This window comes from Stenotrophomonas humi, assembly GCF_001431415.1.
GTDB lineage: Bacteria > Pseudomonadota > Gammaproteobacteria > Xanthomonadales > Xanthomonadaceae > Stenotrophomonas > Stenotrophomonas humi.
The window spans coordinates 1-17449 of sequence record NZ_LDJI01000025.1 but is presented as its reverse complement, the minus strand read 5'-3'; the positions used below and the strand labels follow the sequence as shown (position 1 = coordinate 17449).

The 17449-nt window shown below is 64.2% G+C and carries 12 protein-coding genes; 10 read left to right on the top strand and 2 right to left on the bottom strand.

From position 1 onward, the window contains the following. The first annotated feature begins 43 nt into the window (after positions 1-43). The 5 genes from ABB26_RS12795 to cml all read left to right on the top strand — a co-directional run bounded on the left by ABB26_RS12795 (position 44) and on the right by cml (position 6595). Positions 44-1423: an FAD/NAD(P)-binding protein gene (locus tag ABB26_RS12795; protein ID WP_057634746.1), complete on the top strand. Its 1380-nt coding sequence runs from the start codon at positions 44-46 to the stop codon at positions 1421-1423. Positions 1424-1493: 70 nt separating this feature from the next. Continuing rightward, positions 1494-2387, top strand: a complete 894-nt coding sequence (rhlP, locus tag ABB26_RS12790; RefSeq protein ID WP_057634744.1) for a rhombotarget lipoprotein — start codon at positions 1494-1496, stop codon at positions 2385-2387. Further along, positions 2333-2929 carry a rhombosortase gene (rrtA, locus tag ABB26_RS12785; protein ID WP_161809050.1) on the top strand — a complete coding sequence of 199 codons (597 nt, stop codon included), beginning with the start codon at positions 2333-2335 and terminating at the stop codon, positions 2927-2929. The genes rhlP and rrtA overlap by 55 nt, the downstream gene beginning before the upstream one ends. Before the next feature lie 52 nt (positions 2930-2981). Beyond that, positions 2982-5174: a DNA helicase II gene (uvrD, locus tag ABB26_RS12780; protein ID WP_057634741.1), complete on the top strand. Its 2193-nt coding sequence runs from the start codon at positions 2982-2984 to the stop codon at positions 5172-5174. A 224-nt stretch (positions 5175-5398) separates the two neighbouring features. Then, entirely contained in the window at positions 5399-6595 is a 1197-nt protein-coding gene (gene cml, locus ABB26_RS12775; RefSeq protein ID WP_057634740.1) for a CmlA/FloR family chloramphenicol efflux MFS transporter, read from the top strand. Between the two features lie 60 nt (positions 6596-6655). On the opposite strand, the gene rtcR is transcribed toward cml, so the two are convergent. Further along, positions 6656-8254, bottom strand: coding sequence for an RNA repair transcriptional activator RtcR (gene rtcR / locus ABB26_RS12770; RefSeq protein ID WP_057634944.1), 1599 nt, complete (start codon positions 8252-8254; stop codon positions 6656-6658). A 187-nt stretch (positions 8255-8441) separates the two neighbouring features. Between rtcR and ABB26_RS12765 the strand changes: the two genes are divergently transcribed. From ABB26_RS12765 to ABB26_RS12750, 4 genes are all read left to right on the top strand, one after another. Then, entirely contained in the window at positions 8442-9989 is a 1548-nt protein-coding gene (locus ABB26_RS12765) for a vWA domain-containing protein (RefSeq protein WP_057634738.1), read from the top strand. A gap of 694 nt (positions 9990-10683) precedes the next feature. Further along, positions 10684-11910 carry an RtcB family protein gene (locus tag ABB26_RS12760; RefSeq protein ID WP_057634737.1) on the top strand — a complete coding sequence of 409 codons (1227 nt, stop codon included), beginning with the start codon at positions 10684-10686 and terminating at the stop codon, positions 11908-11910. A 59-nt stretch (positions 11911-11969) separates the two neighbouring features. Next, positions 11970-12986 carry an RNA 3'-terminal phosphate cyclase gene (gene rtcA, locus ABB26_RS12755; RefSeq protein WP_057634943.1) on the top strand — a complete coding sequence of 339 codons (1017 nt, stop codon included), beginning with the start codon at positions 11970-11972 and terminating at the stop codon, positions 12984-12986. A gap of 91 nt (positions 12987-13077) precedes the next feature. Continuing rightward, positions 13078-13527: a universal stress protein gene (locus ABB26_RS12750; protein ID WP_057634735.1), complete on the top strand. Its 450-nt coding sequence runs from the start codon at positions 13078-13080 to the stop codon at positions 13525-13527. Between the two features lie 449 nt (positions 13528-13976). On the opposite strand, the gene ABB26_RS12745 is transcribed toward ABB26_RS12750, so the two are convergent. After that, positions 13977-14258 (bottom strand): DUF2782 domain-containing protein, encoded by a 282-nt coding sequence (locus tag ABB26_RS12745; RefSeq protein ID WP_057634733.1) that lies wholly within the window; start codon positions 14256-14258, stop codon positions 13977-13979. 78 nt (positions 14259-14336) lie between these two features. Between ABB26_RS12745 and polA the strand changes: the two genes are divergently transcribed. Next, positions 14337-17105, top strand: a complete 2769-nt coding sequence (gene polA / locus ABB26_RS12740) for a DNA polymerase I (protein WP_057634731.1) — start codon at positions 14337-14339, stop codon at positions 17103-17105. The last annotated feature ends 344 nt before the right edge of the window (positions 17106-17449 follow it).

The following is a 17449-nucleotide window of genomic DNA, read 5'->3' as shown; positions in this document are numbered from 1 at the left end:
GTGGGCATCAGGTAATTACGTGGCATCGCCTACAATCGGGCCAATGAGCGTGATTGATACTTCCGGGCCGTGTGATGTGGCCATCATCGGCGGCGGCGCCGCCGGCGTCCTTGCTGCCATCGGGGTGCTGCGCGGTGCGCAACAGCCGCTGCGTGTGCTGATCCTGGAGCCATCGTTGCCACTGGCACGTGGCGTGGCCTATGCCACCCCCTATCCCGAGCACCTGCTCAACGTGCCTGCCGGCAAGATGGGCGGCTTTCCCGACAAGGTCGAGGATTTCCTCGAGTACCTGTTGGATGTGCAGGCCTTCCCGGGCGTCGATCGCGACACGCTGGCAACGCAATTCGTGCCGCGCCGCTGTTTCGCCGATTACCTGCGCCATCGCCTGCAGCAGGCGGTGGAGGTCAGCCCCGCACAACTGGAGATCCGTGCCGAGCGCGTGCAGGCGCTGGATCGCGATGCCGTCGGTTTCCAGCTGACGCTGGCCTCGGGCCAGCAGTTGCTGGCGCGCCGTGTGGTGTTGGCTTCCGGCAATGCCCTGCGTCCACTGCCCGCGCGCGGCGCTGGCTCGCTACCAGACGGCAAGCGGGTGGAGGCCTGGGATTTTGATGCGGTGCATGGCATTGCCGGCAATGCCGATGTAGCCATCGTCGGTTCCGGCCTGAGCATGGCCGATACCGTGGTGTCGCTGGTGGCGACCGGTCATCGCGGGCGCATCCATGTGCTGTCGCGTCATGCGTTGCTGCCGTTGCCGCATGCCAAGGGGCCGGCAGCCGATTACGACCCCGAACCGCTGTTGAGGATGGATCTGCGCCAGCGCCTGCATGCGCTGCGCCAGCACGCGGTACAGGCCGCCGAGCGCGGCATTCCGTGGCAGAACGTGATGGAGCGCATCCGCCCGATGGGGCAGGCGCTGTGGCAGACGTTGTCCTTTGACGACCAGCGCCGCTTCCTGCGGCACGTGGTGCGTTACTGGGACGTGCACCGTCACCGCATTGCCGCATCGGTGCACGCGCAGTTGATGCAGCTGCAGCAGCAAGGGCAATTGCAGTTGCACCGTGGCCGTCTGGAGACTGCCTTCGCCGACGGCGCCTGTGTGCAGCTCACCGCGTTCGACAAGCGGCGTCACCCGTTCCAGCTGGACGTGCAGCATGTCATCAACGCCACCGGCGTGGAGATGCGTGCGCAGGCCATGCGCAATGCCCTGTTGCAGCAGTTGCTGGGCAGCGGCATGGCACGCCCGGGTCCACATGGCATGGGCATCGACAGTGCCGCCGACGGTAGCCTGATCGACGCCGATGGCGTCGTCGAGCCGCGTGTGCAGGTGCTCGGCAGTCTGCGCATCGGCAGCCTGTGGGAGAGCCTGGCGATTCCCGAGCTGCGCGTGCAGGCCGCGCAGGCGGCAACGGCGCTGCTGGGCTAACGCGCTCCAGCTCTCAAGGTCTGGGTATGTATAGTGCCGGCATCAAGCCACACATGGAGACAGGCGACGTATGGAATCGACGAAGCAGATGGCGAGCAGCGTGAAACGCGCGCGTCGTGCCAGGCCCATGGCCGTGGTCGCAGCGGCTGCATTGACATTGCTGTTGGGTGGCTGCGCCACCTTGTTTGGCGAGGGTAGCCAGCGCCGTGGTGTTTCCAGCAGCGTGGTGGACTATCTGTACCCGAGCGGCGAGAAGTTCGAGCCTGCTACCGAAAGTGCGGTACCGCAGGTGCGGTTGCCGGCGCGTGTGGGCCTGGTGTTCGTGCCTTCGCACAACGATCCGGTGGGCGTGAGTGCTGCTGATCGCAGCGCGTTGCTGGAAAAAGTGCGGCAGACATTCCGCGAGCAGCCGTTCATCGAGCGCATCGAAGTCATCCCGGACGGTTACCTGCGTCCGAAGGGGGGCTTTGACAATCTTGAGCAGGTTGCACGCATGTATGGCGTGGACCTGGTCGCACTGGTGTCCTACGACCAGATCGTTCGTACCGACCAGAACGCGGCCTCATTGCTGTACTGGACGCTGGTCGGCGCCTATACCATCCATGGCAACAGCAACCAGGTCAGCACGTTCGTGGATACCTCGGTGTTCGATGTGAAGACACGCGCGCTGTTGTTCCGTGCCCCGGGCACCGACCAGCGCGACGCCGGTTCCACCGCGGTGCGCGTGGACCAAACCCAGGCGCGTCTGGCCGGAGAGAGTTTCAGCGTGGCGATGAACGCCATGACCGGCAATCTGGATAAATCCATCGCCGATTTCGCCGTGCGCGCACGCGAAGAAGGCCAGGTGAAGCTGGTGGATCGCCGCTCCGGTGGTGAGTGGCGCCGGGGTGGTGGCGGGAGTACGCAGTGGTGGGAACTGGCCTTGTTGCTGGCTGGCGCCGCGCTGTTGTTGCGCCGTCGCTGATCCTGCTGCCGGCGGTTCTGGTCAGTGCGCTAGCTCTGCGCTGGCCGGCGGCTGCGGCAACACTTGTGCTCGACCGCGATGCGGTGGCGCAAGGGCAGTGGTGGCGGCTGTGGAGCGGTCACTTGATGCACCTGGACATGCCCCATGCGTTGCTGAACCTGGTGGCGTTGGCGGTCATCGTGATGCTGGGGTTGCGCCAGCGGATGCTCGGCAGCATTGCCGCCGCTGCGCTGCTCGGCATGCCACTGCTGTCGCTGGCGTTGTTCCAGGTCGATCCCGCTTTGCAGTGGTACGCCGGTCTGTCCGGGCTGTTGCACGGCCTGCTGGTCATGGTGCTGCTGCGACGCGGTGGCGCCATCGCCTGGACGTTGCTGCTGTTGATGGCGCTCAAGCTGGCGTATGAATGGCGCAATGGCAGCCACTGGGATGGCTTTGCCGTCATCACCCTGGCGCACCGCCTTGGCGCTGCGGGGGGCGTGGCGTGGGCCGTGGCGGGGTGGGCCGTGAGGCGTATCCGGCACGCACGGGCGCAGCGCGACTGAGACTGCAGCCCGGGTTCGGGGAAGGACCCGCGTGGTGTCGTAAAATGCCCCGATGGATGTCTCCCACCTTCTCGACGGGCTGAACGCAGCCCAGCGCGAGGCCGTTTCCGCGCCTCTTGGTCACCACCTGATTCTTGCCGGCGCCGGTTCCGGCAAGACCCGCGTGCTCATTCACCGCATCGCCTGGCTCAATGAAGTCTTCGAGGTGCCGACGCACGGCATCTTTGCGGTGACGTTCACCAACAAGGCGGCAGGCGAGATGCGCCACCGTATCGATGCGCAGTTGCCCAAGGGCAGCCGTGGCATGTGGATTGGCACGTTCCATGGTCTGGCACATCGCCTGCTGCGCCTGCACTGGCCCGAAGCGAAGTTGCCCGAAGCGTTCCAGGTGATGGATTCGGACGACCAGCTGCGAATGATCAAGCGCGTCGTGCAGCAGCTGGAGCTGGACGATGCAAAGTACCCGCCCAAGCAGGTGATGTGGTGGATCAACGCGCAGAAGGATGAGGGTCGCCGCCCGCAGCACATCCAGCCCGAGCCGCATGACCGGTGGGGCGAAGCCATGCGTCAGGCGTACGTCACCTACCAGGAGCGCTGCGACCGCGCCGGCTTGGTGGATTTCGCCGAACTGCTGCTGCGCGCACACGAGCTGCTGCGCGACAACCCGGGTCTGCTCGCGCACTACCGTTCGCGCTTCCGCGAAATCCTGGTCGACGAGTTCCAGGACACCAACGCCATCCAGTACGCCTTCGTGCGCGTGTTGGCCGGCGACAGCGGCCATGTGTTCGTGGTCGGCGACGATGACCAGGCCATCTACGGTTGGCGCGGTGCCAAGGTCGAAAACGTCCAGCGTTTCCTGAAGGATTTCCCCGGCGCCGAAACCGTGCGCCTGGAGCAGAACTACCGCTCCACCGCCAACATCCTGGGCGCGGCCAATGCGGTCATCGCGCACAATCCGGACCGCATCGGCAAGGAACTGTGGACCGATAGCGGCGATGGCGATCCCATCGATCTGTACGCGGCCTACAACGAAATGGACGAGGCGCGTTACCTGGTCGAGCGCGCGCGGCAATGGGTGCGCGATGGCGGCAGCTACGGCGACGTCGCGGTGCTTTATCGCAGCAATGCACAGTCACGCGCGTTCGAAGAAGTGCTGCTCAGTGAGCAGGTGCCGTACCGCGTCTATGGTGGCATGCGCTTCTTCGAGCGCGCCGAAATCAAGGATGCGCTGGCCTACCTGCGTTTGATGACCAACCGCAACGATGACGCGGCGTTCGAGCGTGCGGTGAACACGCCGACGCGCGGCATTGGTGATCGCACGCTGGATGAAGTGCGGCGCATCGCGCGTCAGCAGGCGTTGTCGCTGTGGGAGGCCGCAATGCTGGCCACCCAGGGCAACGACCTGACCTCGCGCGCCAAGAATGCACTGGCCGGTTTCATCAACCTGGTCCAGCAGATCACCACCGAGACCGGTGAGATGGACCTGGCCGAGCGCATCGAGCATGTGCTGACCCGCTCGGCACTGCGCGAGCACTGGAGCAAGGAAAGCCGCAACGCGCTGGATTCGGAATCGCGTACCGACAACCTGGACGAATTGATCTCGGTGGCCTCGCGCTTCGTGCGTCGCGATGACGATATCGAAGAAGGCGCCGAGGACATGAGCGAGCTGGTGGCGTTCCTGTCCTACGCGTCGCTGGAAGCCGGCGAAGGCCAGGCGCAGGCGGGCGAAGAAGGCGTGCAGTTGATGACGCTGCATTCGGCCAAGGGCCTGGAGTTTCCGCTGGTGTTCCTGGCGGGCATGGAGGAGGGGCTGTTCCCCAGCGCCCGTTCGCTGGAAGAAAGCGGTCGCCTGGAAGAAGAGCGCCGTCTGGCTTACGTCGGCATCACGCGTGCCCGGCAGAAGCTGGTGCTGAGCTATGCCGAATCGCGGCGTATTCATGGGCAGGACAACTACAGCCTGCCATCGCGTTTCCTGCGTGAGATCCCGCGTGAACTGCTGCACGAAGTGCGACCCAAGGTGCAGGTCTCGCGCCCGGCCTCGCTGGGCAGCAGTCGGGTGATGGGCCACGCGTCCATCGAAGCACCGCCGATCAAGCTTGGCGCGTTGGTCACGCACCCCAAGTTCGGCGAAGGCATGGTCACCGACTACGAGGGCAATGGCGCGCATGCACGCGTGCAGGTCGAGTTCGCCGATGCCGGCAGTAAATGGCTGGTGATGGCGTATGCCAATCTGACGGTGATCTGACACAACTGTGGCGTGGTCAGGGATTGCAGCTTGTGACCCTTCCGCGCTTGTTGGATACACTGCGCGGGTGCATTGCCACGCAAGGTATCTGAACGATGGGAGCCAACCCGCTCGCAGTTCGCTAAGCCGCAACAACACCTTGATGTTGTTGCGGCGGCCCGTTCTGCTTTGATTGCATGAATTGCCGGTCGCCGTCGGATTTTCTTCCGTACGGAGGCTTTGCCATGCCCGTTCATCCTGCCCGAAGCTGGGCACCTTCCTTGCCATCGGCACTGCTGTTGATGGTCCCTTTCGACGTACTCGCCTCACTGGCGATGGACGTCTATCTGCCTGTGTTGGCGCAGATGCCGGCTGCCCTGGGAACTTCGTCTGCATTGGTGCAGTTGACCCTTAGTGGCTACCTGCTGGTGCTTGGCATGGGGCAGCTGATCTTTGGGCCCCTGTCTGATCGCATTGGCCGGCGTCCGGTGCTGCTCGGTGGTGCGCTGTTGTTCACCAGTGCCTCGTTCGCGCTGGCGGCAACACAGGGCGGCGGGTTGTTCCTGGCCCTGCGGATGCTGCAGGCGCTCGGCGCCTCGGCCGCATTGGTGGCCACGTTCGCAACCGTGCGTGATGTCTACGCCGACACGCGTCAGGGCAACACGATCTACAGCCTGTTCGGATCGATCCTGGCGTTCGTGCCGGCGTTGGGGCCGATACTGGGCACGTTGATCGCCCTGTCCTTTGGCTGGCGCGCGATTTTCGTCATGCTCGGCGTGACGGGATTGATCGCCATGGTCCATGCCTGGCGTGGTTGGCATGAGACGCGTCCAGCGCCAACGCCCCGGCGACGTGCTGTGCTCGGCGCCGTCCTGGCGGATGCGCCATTCCGGGTCTACACACTGGGTTTCAGCGCGGCAATGGGCAGCTTCTTTGTCTTCTTCTCGATTGCGCCGCGGCTGCTTATCGGTGTTGTGGGGCTTTCGCAGTTGATGTTCAGTCTGGCGTTTGCGTCGGTTGCGTTGGTGATGATCGTTGTCACTCGGTTCGCTGGCCGTTTTGTGGCCTGCTGGGGCGTGGCTGGATGTTGTGCACGTGGGGCGCTGGTGATGATGTCCGGTGCGGTGCTTCTCGCAATCTGTACATGGCTGCTGCCGTCCTCGCTGGTGACGCTGCTCGTGCCGATGTGGGTGATCGCGATCGGTATCGTGATGACGGTGTCGGTGACCGCCAACGGCGCGCTTGCCGGTTTCGCCGACAACGCGGGTGCCGCAGTAGCGCTGTACTACTGCATACAAGGTGTTCTCGTGGCGGGGCTGGGCACGTTCTGGGTGCTTTTCCTCGGCGGCGACAGTGCCTGGCCGCTGGTTGCGCAGGCACTTGTGGTGCCTGCAGCCTGTCTGCTGGGACTGGTCCGGCTCCGGCGCGATGGATTGCAGTGACAAGTGCATCGTTCGGGTGTCGGAAGGCCGGCATCCGACGTTGCCACAAGGGGTAGCCGATCACTGCGCGGCGTGTTGGCGCAACTGTTCCCAATCCAGCTCGAACTTGGCCAAGTACTTGCGCAGGCGGTCGGCGTCGTTGGTGCTGGCGCGCTGAGTGCGTGATACCGCGAACAGTTCACGACCGGCGGCAGACAAATTTTTCGAGCGTAGGCAGACGCGCACCACTTCTTCCAGCTGCACGCGGTCGAAGTGGTCCAGTTGGCCTGCCGCATCGCCCATCAATGCCAGCAGGGGCGATGCGTCATCGCCGCCATGCCACTGCGTGCGCAGGCGGCTGATCTCCTCATCGACGCCATCGATCTGGATGCGCCCGGCATTTGCCAGTGTTGCCATGCGCACCACGCTTGCGCCGAGGTCGCGGAAGTTGCCGCGCCATGCCGCTTCGCTGCTGGTCGCGAAGCCAAGGTAGCGGTTGCGTGCTTCGGCGTTGAAGCGCACGCGTTCGTGCTGCTCGCGCGACCAGCGCTCCAGCTCGAATTCCAGGTTGGGTTCGATGTCTTCGCTGCGTTCGGCCAGGCCGGGTAGTTGGTAGGTCCACAGGTTCAGGCGCGCCAGCAGGTCCTCGCGGAAGCGGCCTTGGCGTACGTCATGCTGCAGATCGCGGTTGGTGCCGGCAATCAGCTGGAAATCGCTCTCCACTTCGCGGTCACTGCCGACCGGCAGGAAGCGCTTTTCTTCCAGTGCGCGCAGCAGCATGGCCTGTTCGTCGGGCCCCAGTTCGCCGATCTCGTCGAGGAACAGCAGGCCTTGGTGGGCCGAACGCAGCAGGCCGGCACGGTCACTGCTGGCGCCGGTATAGGCGCCCTTGGTGTGGCCGAACAGGGTGCTCATCGCGCCGTCGCCGCGCAGGGTGGCGCAGTTCACTTCAACGAAGCGACCGGGCAGCTGGTGTTTGAGTTTCTTCAGCTCGAACACACGCTTGGCCAGTTGGCTCTTGCCGGCGCCGGTGGGGCCGGTCAGCAGCATTGGTGCGCGCGAGCGCGTGGCCACTTTCTCGATCTGCTCGATCATCCGGTTGAAGGCCGGGTTGCGGGTGGCGATGCCGCTCTTGAGCAGGTCGCGGTCCTGCAGCTGCTGCTGGGCGAAGCGCTGGGCGATATGGTCGTAACGCGACAGGTCCAGGTCGATCACCGTGTGGCTGCCGGGGTCGCCATTGGCCTGTTTGCGCGGCGGGGAGGTCTGCAGCAGGCGGCCGGGGAAGTGGCGGCTCTCGGTCAGCAGGAACCAGCAGATCTGGGTGACGTGGGTGCCGGTGGTGATGTGGACGTAATAGTCCTCCTCGTCCGGCTGGAATGGATAGGCCGCAAGAAAGTCATGCAGGCGTGCGTACACGCCTTCGAATTCCCAGGGGTCGACCAGATAGGTGTCGTGCAGGCGCAGCTCGGTACCCGGCGATACCAGAGCCAGATCTTCCTGCACCAGTTTGGCCAGCCGGCTGAAGCGGCGCTCGTCCAGCATCAGCTCGATGCGATCGGGCTGGAAGTCTTCATGCATGCCCAGGGCTACGGTGGGCCGCCATTTTTCCCAACGACCGGGGCCGCTGCCCGAATCGAGCTGGGTGCCGAGCATGCCGAAGATGACCTGACGCTTGGACATATCCATTCCTATAAATAGCGCGCTGAAAGTATACGTAAAGGCGCAATCGGGAGGTGCAAATCTTCTCCGGAAAAATACAAATACCTTTGTAAATCAGTATCTTGATTGGAGTATCGAAAAGTTGGCACGGCCATTGCTTTTATAGGGGCAAGACAAGCGGCGGGCCGTTCCCGCCAAGGAGTACGAAATGGCCAACGCAAACCTGTTCGCATCCTTCCGCGGCGCCCTGCTGCCGAAGGCCACGGTCCGCAACGAAGCCGGTGGATCGGCCTATGCCCGTGACCCGCGTGCGGCCTTGGCCCTGTTCGCCGCCACCGGTTGCTTGAACAGCACCTTCTACGCCAGCGCTGATGCGCAACTGGAAAAGGTGCAGGCGCTGTGCGACGAGGTCGATGCCGGCTTCATTGCCCGCACCGCCGCCTATGCCCACGGCGTGGCGCATATGAAGGACGTGCCGGCGCTGTTGTTGGCGCTGCTGAGCGTGCGTGATGGCGAGGCCTTTGCCGCTGCCTTCCCGCATGTGATCGACAACGGCCGCATGTTGCGCACCTTCGTGCAGATCATGCGTAGTGGTCGGGTGGGTCGCCGTTCGCTGGGGTCGTTGCCGAAGCGCCTGCTGCGGCAGTGGCTGGAGCAGGCTTCGCCGAAGGCCATCATCCGTGCGGCGATCGGCAACCAGCCGTCGCTGGCCGATGTGATCCGCATGGTCCACCCCAAGCCGCAGGATGCCGCGCGTGAGGCGCTGTATGCCTGGGTGATCGGGCGGCCCTACGACGAAGTGTTGCTGCCAGCAGAGCTGCGTGCCTACGAAGCATTCAAGCGCGAACCGCGCGGAATGCTGCCGGACCTGCCGTTCCAGTACTACAGCGCGCTGGCATTGGACGCCGCGCAGTGGGCGGTGCTGGTGCGCAACTCGTCCTGGCAGCAGTTGCGGATGAACTTGAACACCTTTGCCCGTCACGGAGTGTTCGAGGACGCGGCGATGGTGGCCGAAGTGGCCGCCAAGCTGCGTGACCCGCAGCAGATCGCCCGTTCACGGGTAATGCCGTACCAGCTGCTGATGGCCTACCACGCAGGTGCCGCCTTGCCGCGTCCGATCCTGGACGCGCTGCAGGACGCGATGGAAGTGGCGACCGCCTCTGTGCCGGCATTGCAGGGCAACGTGGTGGTGGCGGTGGACGTCTCCGGTTCGATGCAGTGGCCGGTGACCGGCTATCGCAAGGGAGCAAGCTCGGCGGCGCGTTGCGTCGACGTGGCGGCCTTGATCGCGGCCTGTGTGTTGCGCGGTCACCCGCAGGCGCAGGTGCTGCCGTTCGACACCGAGGTGCGTCCGCAGCCGCTGAACCCACGCGACAGCGTGATGACCTTGGCGCGGCAGTTGGCGATCAATGGTGGGGGTACGTCGGTAAGTGCACCACTGGCCTACCTCAATCGCAAGCGGGCACAGGTGGATCTGCTGGTGCTGGTGTCGGACAACGAAAGCTGGCAGGACACCCGCGGCAACCGTGAGACCGCAACCATGCGTGAGTGGACCGCGCTGAAGGCGCGGTGCCCACAGGCACAGCTGGTTTGCATCGACCTGCAACCGGTGGCGAGCAGCCAGACGGTAGAGCGCGAGGACGTGCTGCATATCGGCGGCTTCAGCGATGCGGTGTTCGAGCTGCTGGCCAATGTCAGCCTGCCGTCGGCACAACGCCCACGCTGGGTGGAGCGGATCGCGGCAATGGATCTGTAAGGGCGATACGGATGTCGCCGATGTGATGCCCGGCCGGCAATGGGGCCGGCCGGGCCTGGAGAATTCTTTTATGGGAGAAGGCGGATGCCGGCCTGACTACATTGGTTGTTCACTCCGGTTCGAATCCGGAGAGTCAGTCCAACCCTTGCCGTCTGCTCCCACCCTCTATGTCGGTTTGTACGAATGCCGATGGAACTACAGCCTTTCACGCTCCAGGTCGCGGGTTCGAATCCCGCCCGACGCCGCGATGCATCGGTAGCTCAGTGGTTAGAGCAGGATCGCCGTCTTGTCCTCGTGACACGGCGGTGAAACGTTCCATCACTCTTGTCGTACAAGCCGGCACCTTGATCGTACTACTTCATGCTTTGGCATGACTCATTCAACGTCGGCACGCACGAATGCCGAAGGAACTACAGCCTCTTAAGCTCCGGGTCGCGGGTTCGAATCCCGCCCGCTGCGGAAACGCAGCGGTAGCTCAGTCAGGTAGAGCAGGATGTTCCTTCAAACCTCGTCGTGCAGGCCGGCACCTTTCGTAGATGTTTCATGCGGTGAATGCAGGTGGAATTACAGAGGCAGCCCTGCGGGGTCGGGTTCGACTCCCGGCCGCAATACCAGACAGATGTCCGGCGTTGCGGGCAGTTCCACCACCGTTTGTCACCGCACCTTTGATTTGAAGATGACAGGAACGCCATCAATGAACGACACCAATTACAACGTGATCCAGGAGCCGGGTGCGGCACCGATCAAGCTGTGGACGCGCGGCGTGCCCTTGGAAGACGAGGCCCGCGAGCAGCTGAAGAACATCGCGCGCCTGCCCTTCATCCATCAATGGGTAGCGGTGATGCCCGACGTCCATCTGGGCAAGGGCGCAACCGTGGGCTCGGTGGTCCCGACCATCGGCGCCATCATCCCGGCGGCGGTCGGCGTGGATATCGGCTGCGGCATGATCGCTACCCGCACCACGCTGACCGCCAGCGACCTGCCCGACAATCTATCGGCGCTGCGCAGCGCGATCGAACGCGCAGTGCCACATGGCCGCAGCGTGACCCGTGGCGGCCGTGACAAGGGCAGCTGGGACACCGCGCCGGAGCTGGCGGTCGAGGGCTGGTCGCAGCTTGCTGCCGACTTCGCCTTGATCTGTGAGCGCCACCCCAAGCTGAAGAACACCAACAACCTCAAACACCTGGGAACGCTGGGCACCGGCAATCACTTCGTCGAGGTGTGCCTGGATGAAGAGCAGCGCGTGTGGTTCATGCTGCACTCCGGCTCGCGTGGCGTCGGCAATGCCATCGGCACCTACTTCATCGAACTGGCCAAGCAGGAGATGCGTCGCTGGATGATCAATCTGCCGGACCAGGACCTGGCGTACCTGCCGGAAGGCAGCGTGCATTACGGCGACTACGTGTTCGCAGTGGACTGGGCACAGCGTTTCGCCCGCATCAACCGCGAGGTGATGATGCGCAATGTGGTTGCGGCCGCGCGTACGGTGATCAGCAAGCCGTTCGAGGCGCAGGCCGAGGCAGTCAACTGCCACCACAACTATGTCAACCGCGAGCACCACTTCGGAAAGGATGTATTGGTGACCCGTAAGGGTGCGGTGAGTGCGCGCAAGGGTGAGATGGGCATCATCCCGGGCAGCATGGGCGCCAAGAGCTTCATCGTGCGTGGGCTGGGCAACGCGGACAGCTTCCACAGCTGCAGCCACGGTGCTGGCCGCGTGATGAGCCGCACCAAGGCGCGCAAGCTGATCAGTGTGGACGACCACATCAAGGCCACCGCACATGTGGAATGCCGCAAGGACGCCGAGGTGGTGGATGAGTCACCAGCCGCCTACAAGTCAATCGAGGCGGTGATGGAAGCGCAGCGTGACCTGGTGGAGATCATGCACACCCTGCGTCAGGTGGTATGCGTGAAGGGATGAGATGACATGACATGAGCGCCCCAGCATCAAAGGCTGGGGTGCCGAAGGAAGGCAAGACCATGGATATGATCGAAATTGGCGGAGCACATGGCGGAGGACAGTTGCTGCGGTCCGCACTTACCTTGAGTCTGTGCACCGGTATCGGCTTCTGCATGAGTGACATCCGTGCCGCGCGTTCGCGTCCGGGACTGATGCGGCAGCATCTGACGGCCGTCAATGCCGCCGCGCAGATCGGTAGTGCGCGGGTTGAGGGGGCGACGTTGGGCGCAACGAAACTGCGTTTCATGCCGGCCGCGATACAGGCAGGTGACTATCACTTCGCCATCGGCAGTGCAGGGTCGGCGACGTTGGTGCTGCAGACCCTGCTGCCGGCATTGTGGCAGGCCAACGCCCCCTCCCGGGTGCGGTTGGAGGGCGGCACGCACAATCCGCTGGCACCGAGTGCTGATTTCATCAGGGCCTGCTATCTGCCGGCCCTGGCCCGCATGGGGGTGCGAGCGGAGTTGCAGCTGCAGCAGTACGGCTTTCACCCGGCGGGCGGCGGCATGCTGGAGCTGGAAGTGCAGCCGTGCCCAGGTGTGCGGCCTTATGATCACGTGCAGCGTGGCACGCTTGAGGCAGTGGGTGCGTCGGTGCTGGTCTCGGGATTGCCCGCCGCCGTTGGGCAACGTGAACTCGATCTGCTGGGCAACCGGCTCGGGGTCGACACGCATCCAAGGCATGTACGCGTGGTGCGCCCGGCATTGGGGCCGGGGAATGTCGCCTCGGTCATTGTGCGCCACGCTGAGCATGTGGAGATGTTCGACAGTCACGGCGAACGAGGTCTGGCCGCTGAGTTGGTGGCCACGCGGTTATCCGAGACGGTATTGCGATATCTGCAAGGCCAAGCCTGTGTGGGCGAACACCTGTCCGACCAGCTGCTGCTACCGATGGCGCTGGCCGGGGAGGGCAGTTTCACCACCCAGCAGATCAGCGACCACCTCCGTAGCAATGCGCGGTTGATCGAAAAGTTCCTGCCGGTGGAGTTCGAGTGGCAACAGACCGACGGTTGCTGGCGGGTTCGGGTGAGCCATTGAGCATGATTCCGGCGGCTTGATTTGCCTCAATGCGCGGCGGCAACATCGAGTGTGCAATGGTTACTGTCACCACATCGCCAGGAGAACTGCCATGTACAAGCGCATTCTGATTGCCACCGACGGTTCCGAACTCTCGGCCAAGGGCCTGCAGAAGGGCCTGGAGCTGGCCGCCCAGCTGGGCGCGCATGCCGATATCGTCACAGTGTCCGAGCCGTGGGCGGTAGGCATGTATGACGCCATGGGCTGGAGTGCCGGCTATGAAGCCAGCCCGGAGTACCAGAAGGATCGCGAGGCGGCTGCCCAGAAGATCCTGCAGCCGGCCGCCGAGGCCGCGCGTGCCGCGGGCGTGGACCAGGTGCTGACGCATCACGTGCTGGACCGCTATGCCGCTGACGGCATCATCGATACCGCCACGGCCTGTGGCAGCGACCTGGTGGTCATGACCTCGCACGGTCGCCGTGGCGTGACCCGGGTGCTGCTGGGCAGCCAGACCGCCGAAGTGCTGGCCCGCAGCGTGGTGCCGGTGCTGGTGATCCGCTGAGGGCGGAGCGGTGCTTGAGCCCCTCTCTCCCTGCGGGGTGAGGGGGGCAGTGCTTGCGAACCCTTGGTTCGCTGCCCCACGAACGGCCTTGCGCTGGCGCAAGGGCCGGGACGCGCAGCGGGGATTGGGGTGAGGATTGCAGCGAAGCGGCTTGGATGAGGCCGCGATACCTCTTCTCGACGTGCGGAAATGTTGCTTGAGGGCGAGAAGCTCCCCCTCATCGGCCCCTTCGGGGTACCTCGATTCGCGCCCCGGCCCAACGCAGCGCGTTGGGCGTTCAGCCATGCGCGAGCCAGTGGCTTGCAGGCCGCATGCCTTCACTCCGTAAACGGGAGAAGGGGCAAACCGGCTTCTTCAGCGCTGCTTGGCTTGGCGCAGCCCTTTCCAACCCTCCCCTCCGCCTTCGGCGCAAGAGAGGGGCGTGAAGCGTCAGCGGCGATTGCCAGGCATCACCAGCTGTAGAGCTTCCAATAGACCGGCTTGGTGCCGTCGTTGTCGCTGTCCATGCGGCCGTCACCATCGCGGTCATACATGTAGAACGGTGCGCCACGGGCCGGGGTCACCTTGACCATGCGCAGCTGGCCGCCGACACGGAATTCCTCGATGGTGTCGCCGTTGTCCATTGCCTTGCGGGTGACATCGGCACCCCTGACGTCAACTGGCGCCGCACCGTCACCGGTGGTGGCGCAGCCGGCCAGGGCCAGCAAGGGAATAAGCAGCAACTGCTTCATGGTGGGTTTCCTTGTATCGACGTGGGTTTGATTATGCCTGTGCAGGTAGGCCGGCGGCCCGCCGCGTAGAATCGGCACATGAGCAGATTAGTCCTGATTGACGGGTCCAGTTACCTGTACCGCGCATTCCATGCGCTCCCGCCGCTGACCAACGCCGCAGGCGAGCCGACCGGTGCGCTGTTTGGCGTGGTCAACATGCTGCGCGCCACGCTGAAGGAAAAGCCCGAATACGTTGCCTTCGTGGTCGATGCGCCGGGCAAGACCTTCCGTGATGACCTGTACGCCGAGTACAAGGCCAACCGCCCACCGATGCCCGATGACCTGCGCTCGCAGGTGCAGCCGATGTGCGACATCGTCCAGGCATTGGGCATCGACATCCTGCGCGTGGACGGCGTGGAAGCCGATGACGTGATCGGTACGCTGGCGCTGGCCGCCGCTGCCGATGGACTGGAAGTGACCATCTCCACCGGCGACAAGGATTTCGCGCAGCTGGTGCGCCCCGGTGTGGTCCTGGTCAATACGATGACCGGCAGCCGCACCGACTCCGATGCCGCGGTGATGGACAAGTTCGGCGTGCGCGCCGACCAGATCGTCGATTACCTGGCGCTGATGGGCGACACCGTGGACAACGTGCCCGGCGTGGACAAATGCGGCCCAAAGACCGCTGCCAAGTGGCTGGCTGAGTACAACGATCTGGACGGCGTCATCGCCGCCGCCCCGACCATGAAGGGCAAGATCGGCGAGAACCTGCGCGCTGCCCTGCCGCGCCTGCCGCTCAACCGCGAGCTGGTCACCATCCGCACCGATCTGGCGTTGGACCAGGGCCCGCGTGACCTGCAGCTGCGTGAGCAGGACGCCGATGCCCTGCGCGGCCTGTACGCCCGCTACGGCTTCACCCAGGCGCTGCGTGAGCTGGGTGGCGGTACAGCACCGGCATCAGTGGACGACAGCAAGATCAGCCTGCGCGGCACCGCCGCCGGCTATGCCAAAGCCGCCGACAGCGCGCCGGCCATCGAGGCCGACCCAGTCCTGGCGGCCAAGGGTGAGTACGAAACCGTGCTCACCGACGAACAACTGCAGGCCTGGGTAAAACGCCTGCACGACGCCGACGAATTCGCCTTCGACACCGAGACCGATGCGCTGGACGCCATGCGCGCCAACCTGGTGGGTGTGAGCCTGTCGGTCGAGCCGGGCAAGGGTGCCTACATCCCGGTGGGCCACAACTATCCGGGCGCACCGGCGCAGCTGCCAATGACGCAGGTGCTGGACGCATTGAAGCCACTGCTGGAAAACGCCGGGAAGAAGAAACTCGGCCAACACGGCAAGTACGACATCCACGTGCTGCGTCGTCATGGCATCGATGTGCGTGGTTATCACGACGACACCATGCTTGAGAGCTTCGTGCTCAACTCCACCGCCACCCGCCATGACATGGATTCGCTGGCGCAACGCTACCTGGGCTACACCACGACCAAGTTCGAGGAAGTGGCCGGCAAGGGCGCCAAGCAGATTTCGTTCTCGCAGGTGGGCATCGACGAGGCCAGTGCCTACGCCGCCGAGGATGCCGACATCACCCTGCGTCTGCACCGTGTGTTGTCCGCGCAGCTGGCGGCCGAACCCTCGCTGCAGAAGGTGTACCGCGAGATTGAAATGCCGCTGGTGCAGGTGCTGGCACGCATCGAAGCCAATGGCGTGTCCATCGACAGTGTCGAGTTGAAGCGACAGAGCGCTGATCTGTCCGCGCGCATGCTCGCCGCGCAGCAGAAGGCCACCGAAATGGCCGGGCATACCTTCAACCTGGATTCGCCCAAGCAGCTGCAGGCGGTGCTGTTCGATGAGCTCGGCCTGCCGGCACTGGTGAAGACCCCGAAGGGCCAGCCCAGCACCAACGAGGAAGCGTTGGAGGCCATTGCCGAGCAGCACGAGCTGCCGCGCGTGATCCTGGAATACCGGGGTCTTGCCAAGCTGCGCAGCACCTACACCGACAAGCTGCCGGAGATGGTCAACCCGGATACCGGCCGCGTGCACACCAGCTACCACCAGTCCGGTGCAGCCACCGGGCGTTTGTCCTCGTCCGATCCCAACCTGCAGAACATCCCGATCCGCACCGAGGATGGCCGACGCATCCGCAAGGCGTTCGTGGCACCGCCGGGGCGCAGGCTGATGGCCTGCGACTACTCGCAGATCGAGCTGCGGATCATGGCGCATCTGTCCGAAGACCCGGGCCTGATCAGCGCCTTCGAACAGGGCGCCGACGTGCACCGCGCCACTGCGGCGGAAGTGTTCGGGCGCACGCTGGAAGAGGTGACGCCGAACGAACGGCGCGCCGCCAAGGCGATCAACTTCGGCCTGATGTACGGCATGAGCGCGTTTGGCCTGGCCAAGAACCTGGGCATCGACCGTGGCCAGGCACAGGATTATGTGGCGCTGTATTTCAGCCGCTATCCGGCCGTGCGCGATTTCATGGAGCGCATGCGTGTTCAGGCTCGTGAAAACGGCTATGTGGAAACGCTGTTTGGTCGCCGCCTGTATCTGAACGACATTCACGCGCGCAACCAGGGCCTGCGTGCCGGCGCCGAGCGTGCGGCGATCAACGCGCCGATGCAGGGCACGGCGGCGGACATCATCAAGCGTGCCATGGTCAGCGTGGATGGCTGGCTGGCCGGGCATGCCGAGCAGGCGAAAATGATCCTGCAGGTGCACGATGAACTGGTGTTCGAGGCCGATGTGGACTTCATCGACACGCTGCGGGGAGAGGTGGAATCGCGCATGGCCGCTGCGGCGACCCTGCGTGTTCCACTGGTGGTGGATACAGGCGTGGGTGAAAACTGGGACCAGGCGCACTGAGGAATGTGATCCGTTTCACCCTGAATAGGGGTGGTTGCGCATTCATTGCCAGTGATGCTTTGCAGGGATGAATCCCTCCTTAATTCTCAGGGAAAGCAAGCGGATTCTTCACGAACCATCAATGTTGGGGGTGGTGTTATAGACCCCGACAGGCGCAATACCTGTCGCGGATCTCTCCCATCCCCTGGAGCAGATCTCGGAGCGGGGATTCCTCCCCAAATACCCGCTCCCCGGCCCCGTCGACCCCCCCCTGGTCGGCGGGGCTTTTTATTGGATCGAAGGAAACCCAACGGTTCCCGCTGGGCCCCCCCAAGCGCGTCCGTCGCGCGGCATTGATCACGGTT

Excerpts from the sequence above, each read along its gene's own strand:
- ABB26_RS12795 (WP_057634746.1), top strand. The coding sequence starts at position 44 with ATGAGCGTGATTGATACTTCCGGGCCGTGTGATGTGGCCATCATCGGC.
- rhlP (WP_057634744.1), top strand. The coding sequence starts at position 1,494 with ATGGAATCGACGAAGCAGATGGCGAGCAGCGTGAAACGCGCGCGTCGT.
- uvrD (WP_057634741.1), top strand. The coding sequence starts at position 2,982 with ATGGATGTCTCCCACCTTCTCGACGGGCTGAACGCAGCCCAGCGCGAG.
- cml (WP_057634740.1), top strand. The coding sequence starts at position 5,399 with ATGCCCGTTCATCCTGCCCGAAGCTGGGCACCTTCCTTGCCATCGGCA.
- rtcR (WP_057634944.1), bottom strand. The coding sequence starts at position 8,254 with ATGTCCAAGCGTCAGGTCATCTTCGGCATGCTCGGCACCCAGCTCGAT.
- ABB26_RS12765 (WP_057634738.1), top strand. The coding sequence starts at position 8,442 with ATGGCCAACGCAAACCTGTTCGCATCCTTCCGCGGCGCCCTGCTGCCG.
- ABB26_RS12760 (WP_057634737.1), top strand. The coding sequence starts at position 10,684 with ATGAACGACACCAATTACAACGTGATCCAGGAGCCGGGTGCGGCACCG.
- rtcA (WP_057634943.1), top strand. The coding sequence starts at position 11,970 with ATGGATATGATCGAAATTGGCGGAGCACATGGCGGAGGACAGTTGCTG.
- ABB26_RS12750 (WP_057634735.1), top strand. The coding sequence starts at position 13,078 with ATGTACAAGCGCATTCTGATTGCCACCGACGGTTCCGAACTCTCGGCC.
- ABB26_RS12745 (WP_057634733.1), bottom strand. The coding sequence starts at position 14,258 with ATGAAGCAGTTGCTGCTTATTCCCTTGCTGGCCCTGGCCGGCTGCGCC.
- polA (WP_057634731.1), top strand. The coding sequence starts at position 14,337 with ATGAGCAGATTAGTCCTGATTGACGGGTCCAGTTACCTGTACCGCGCA.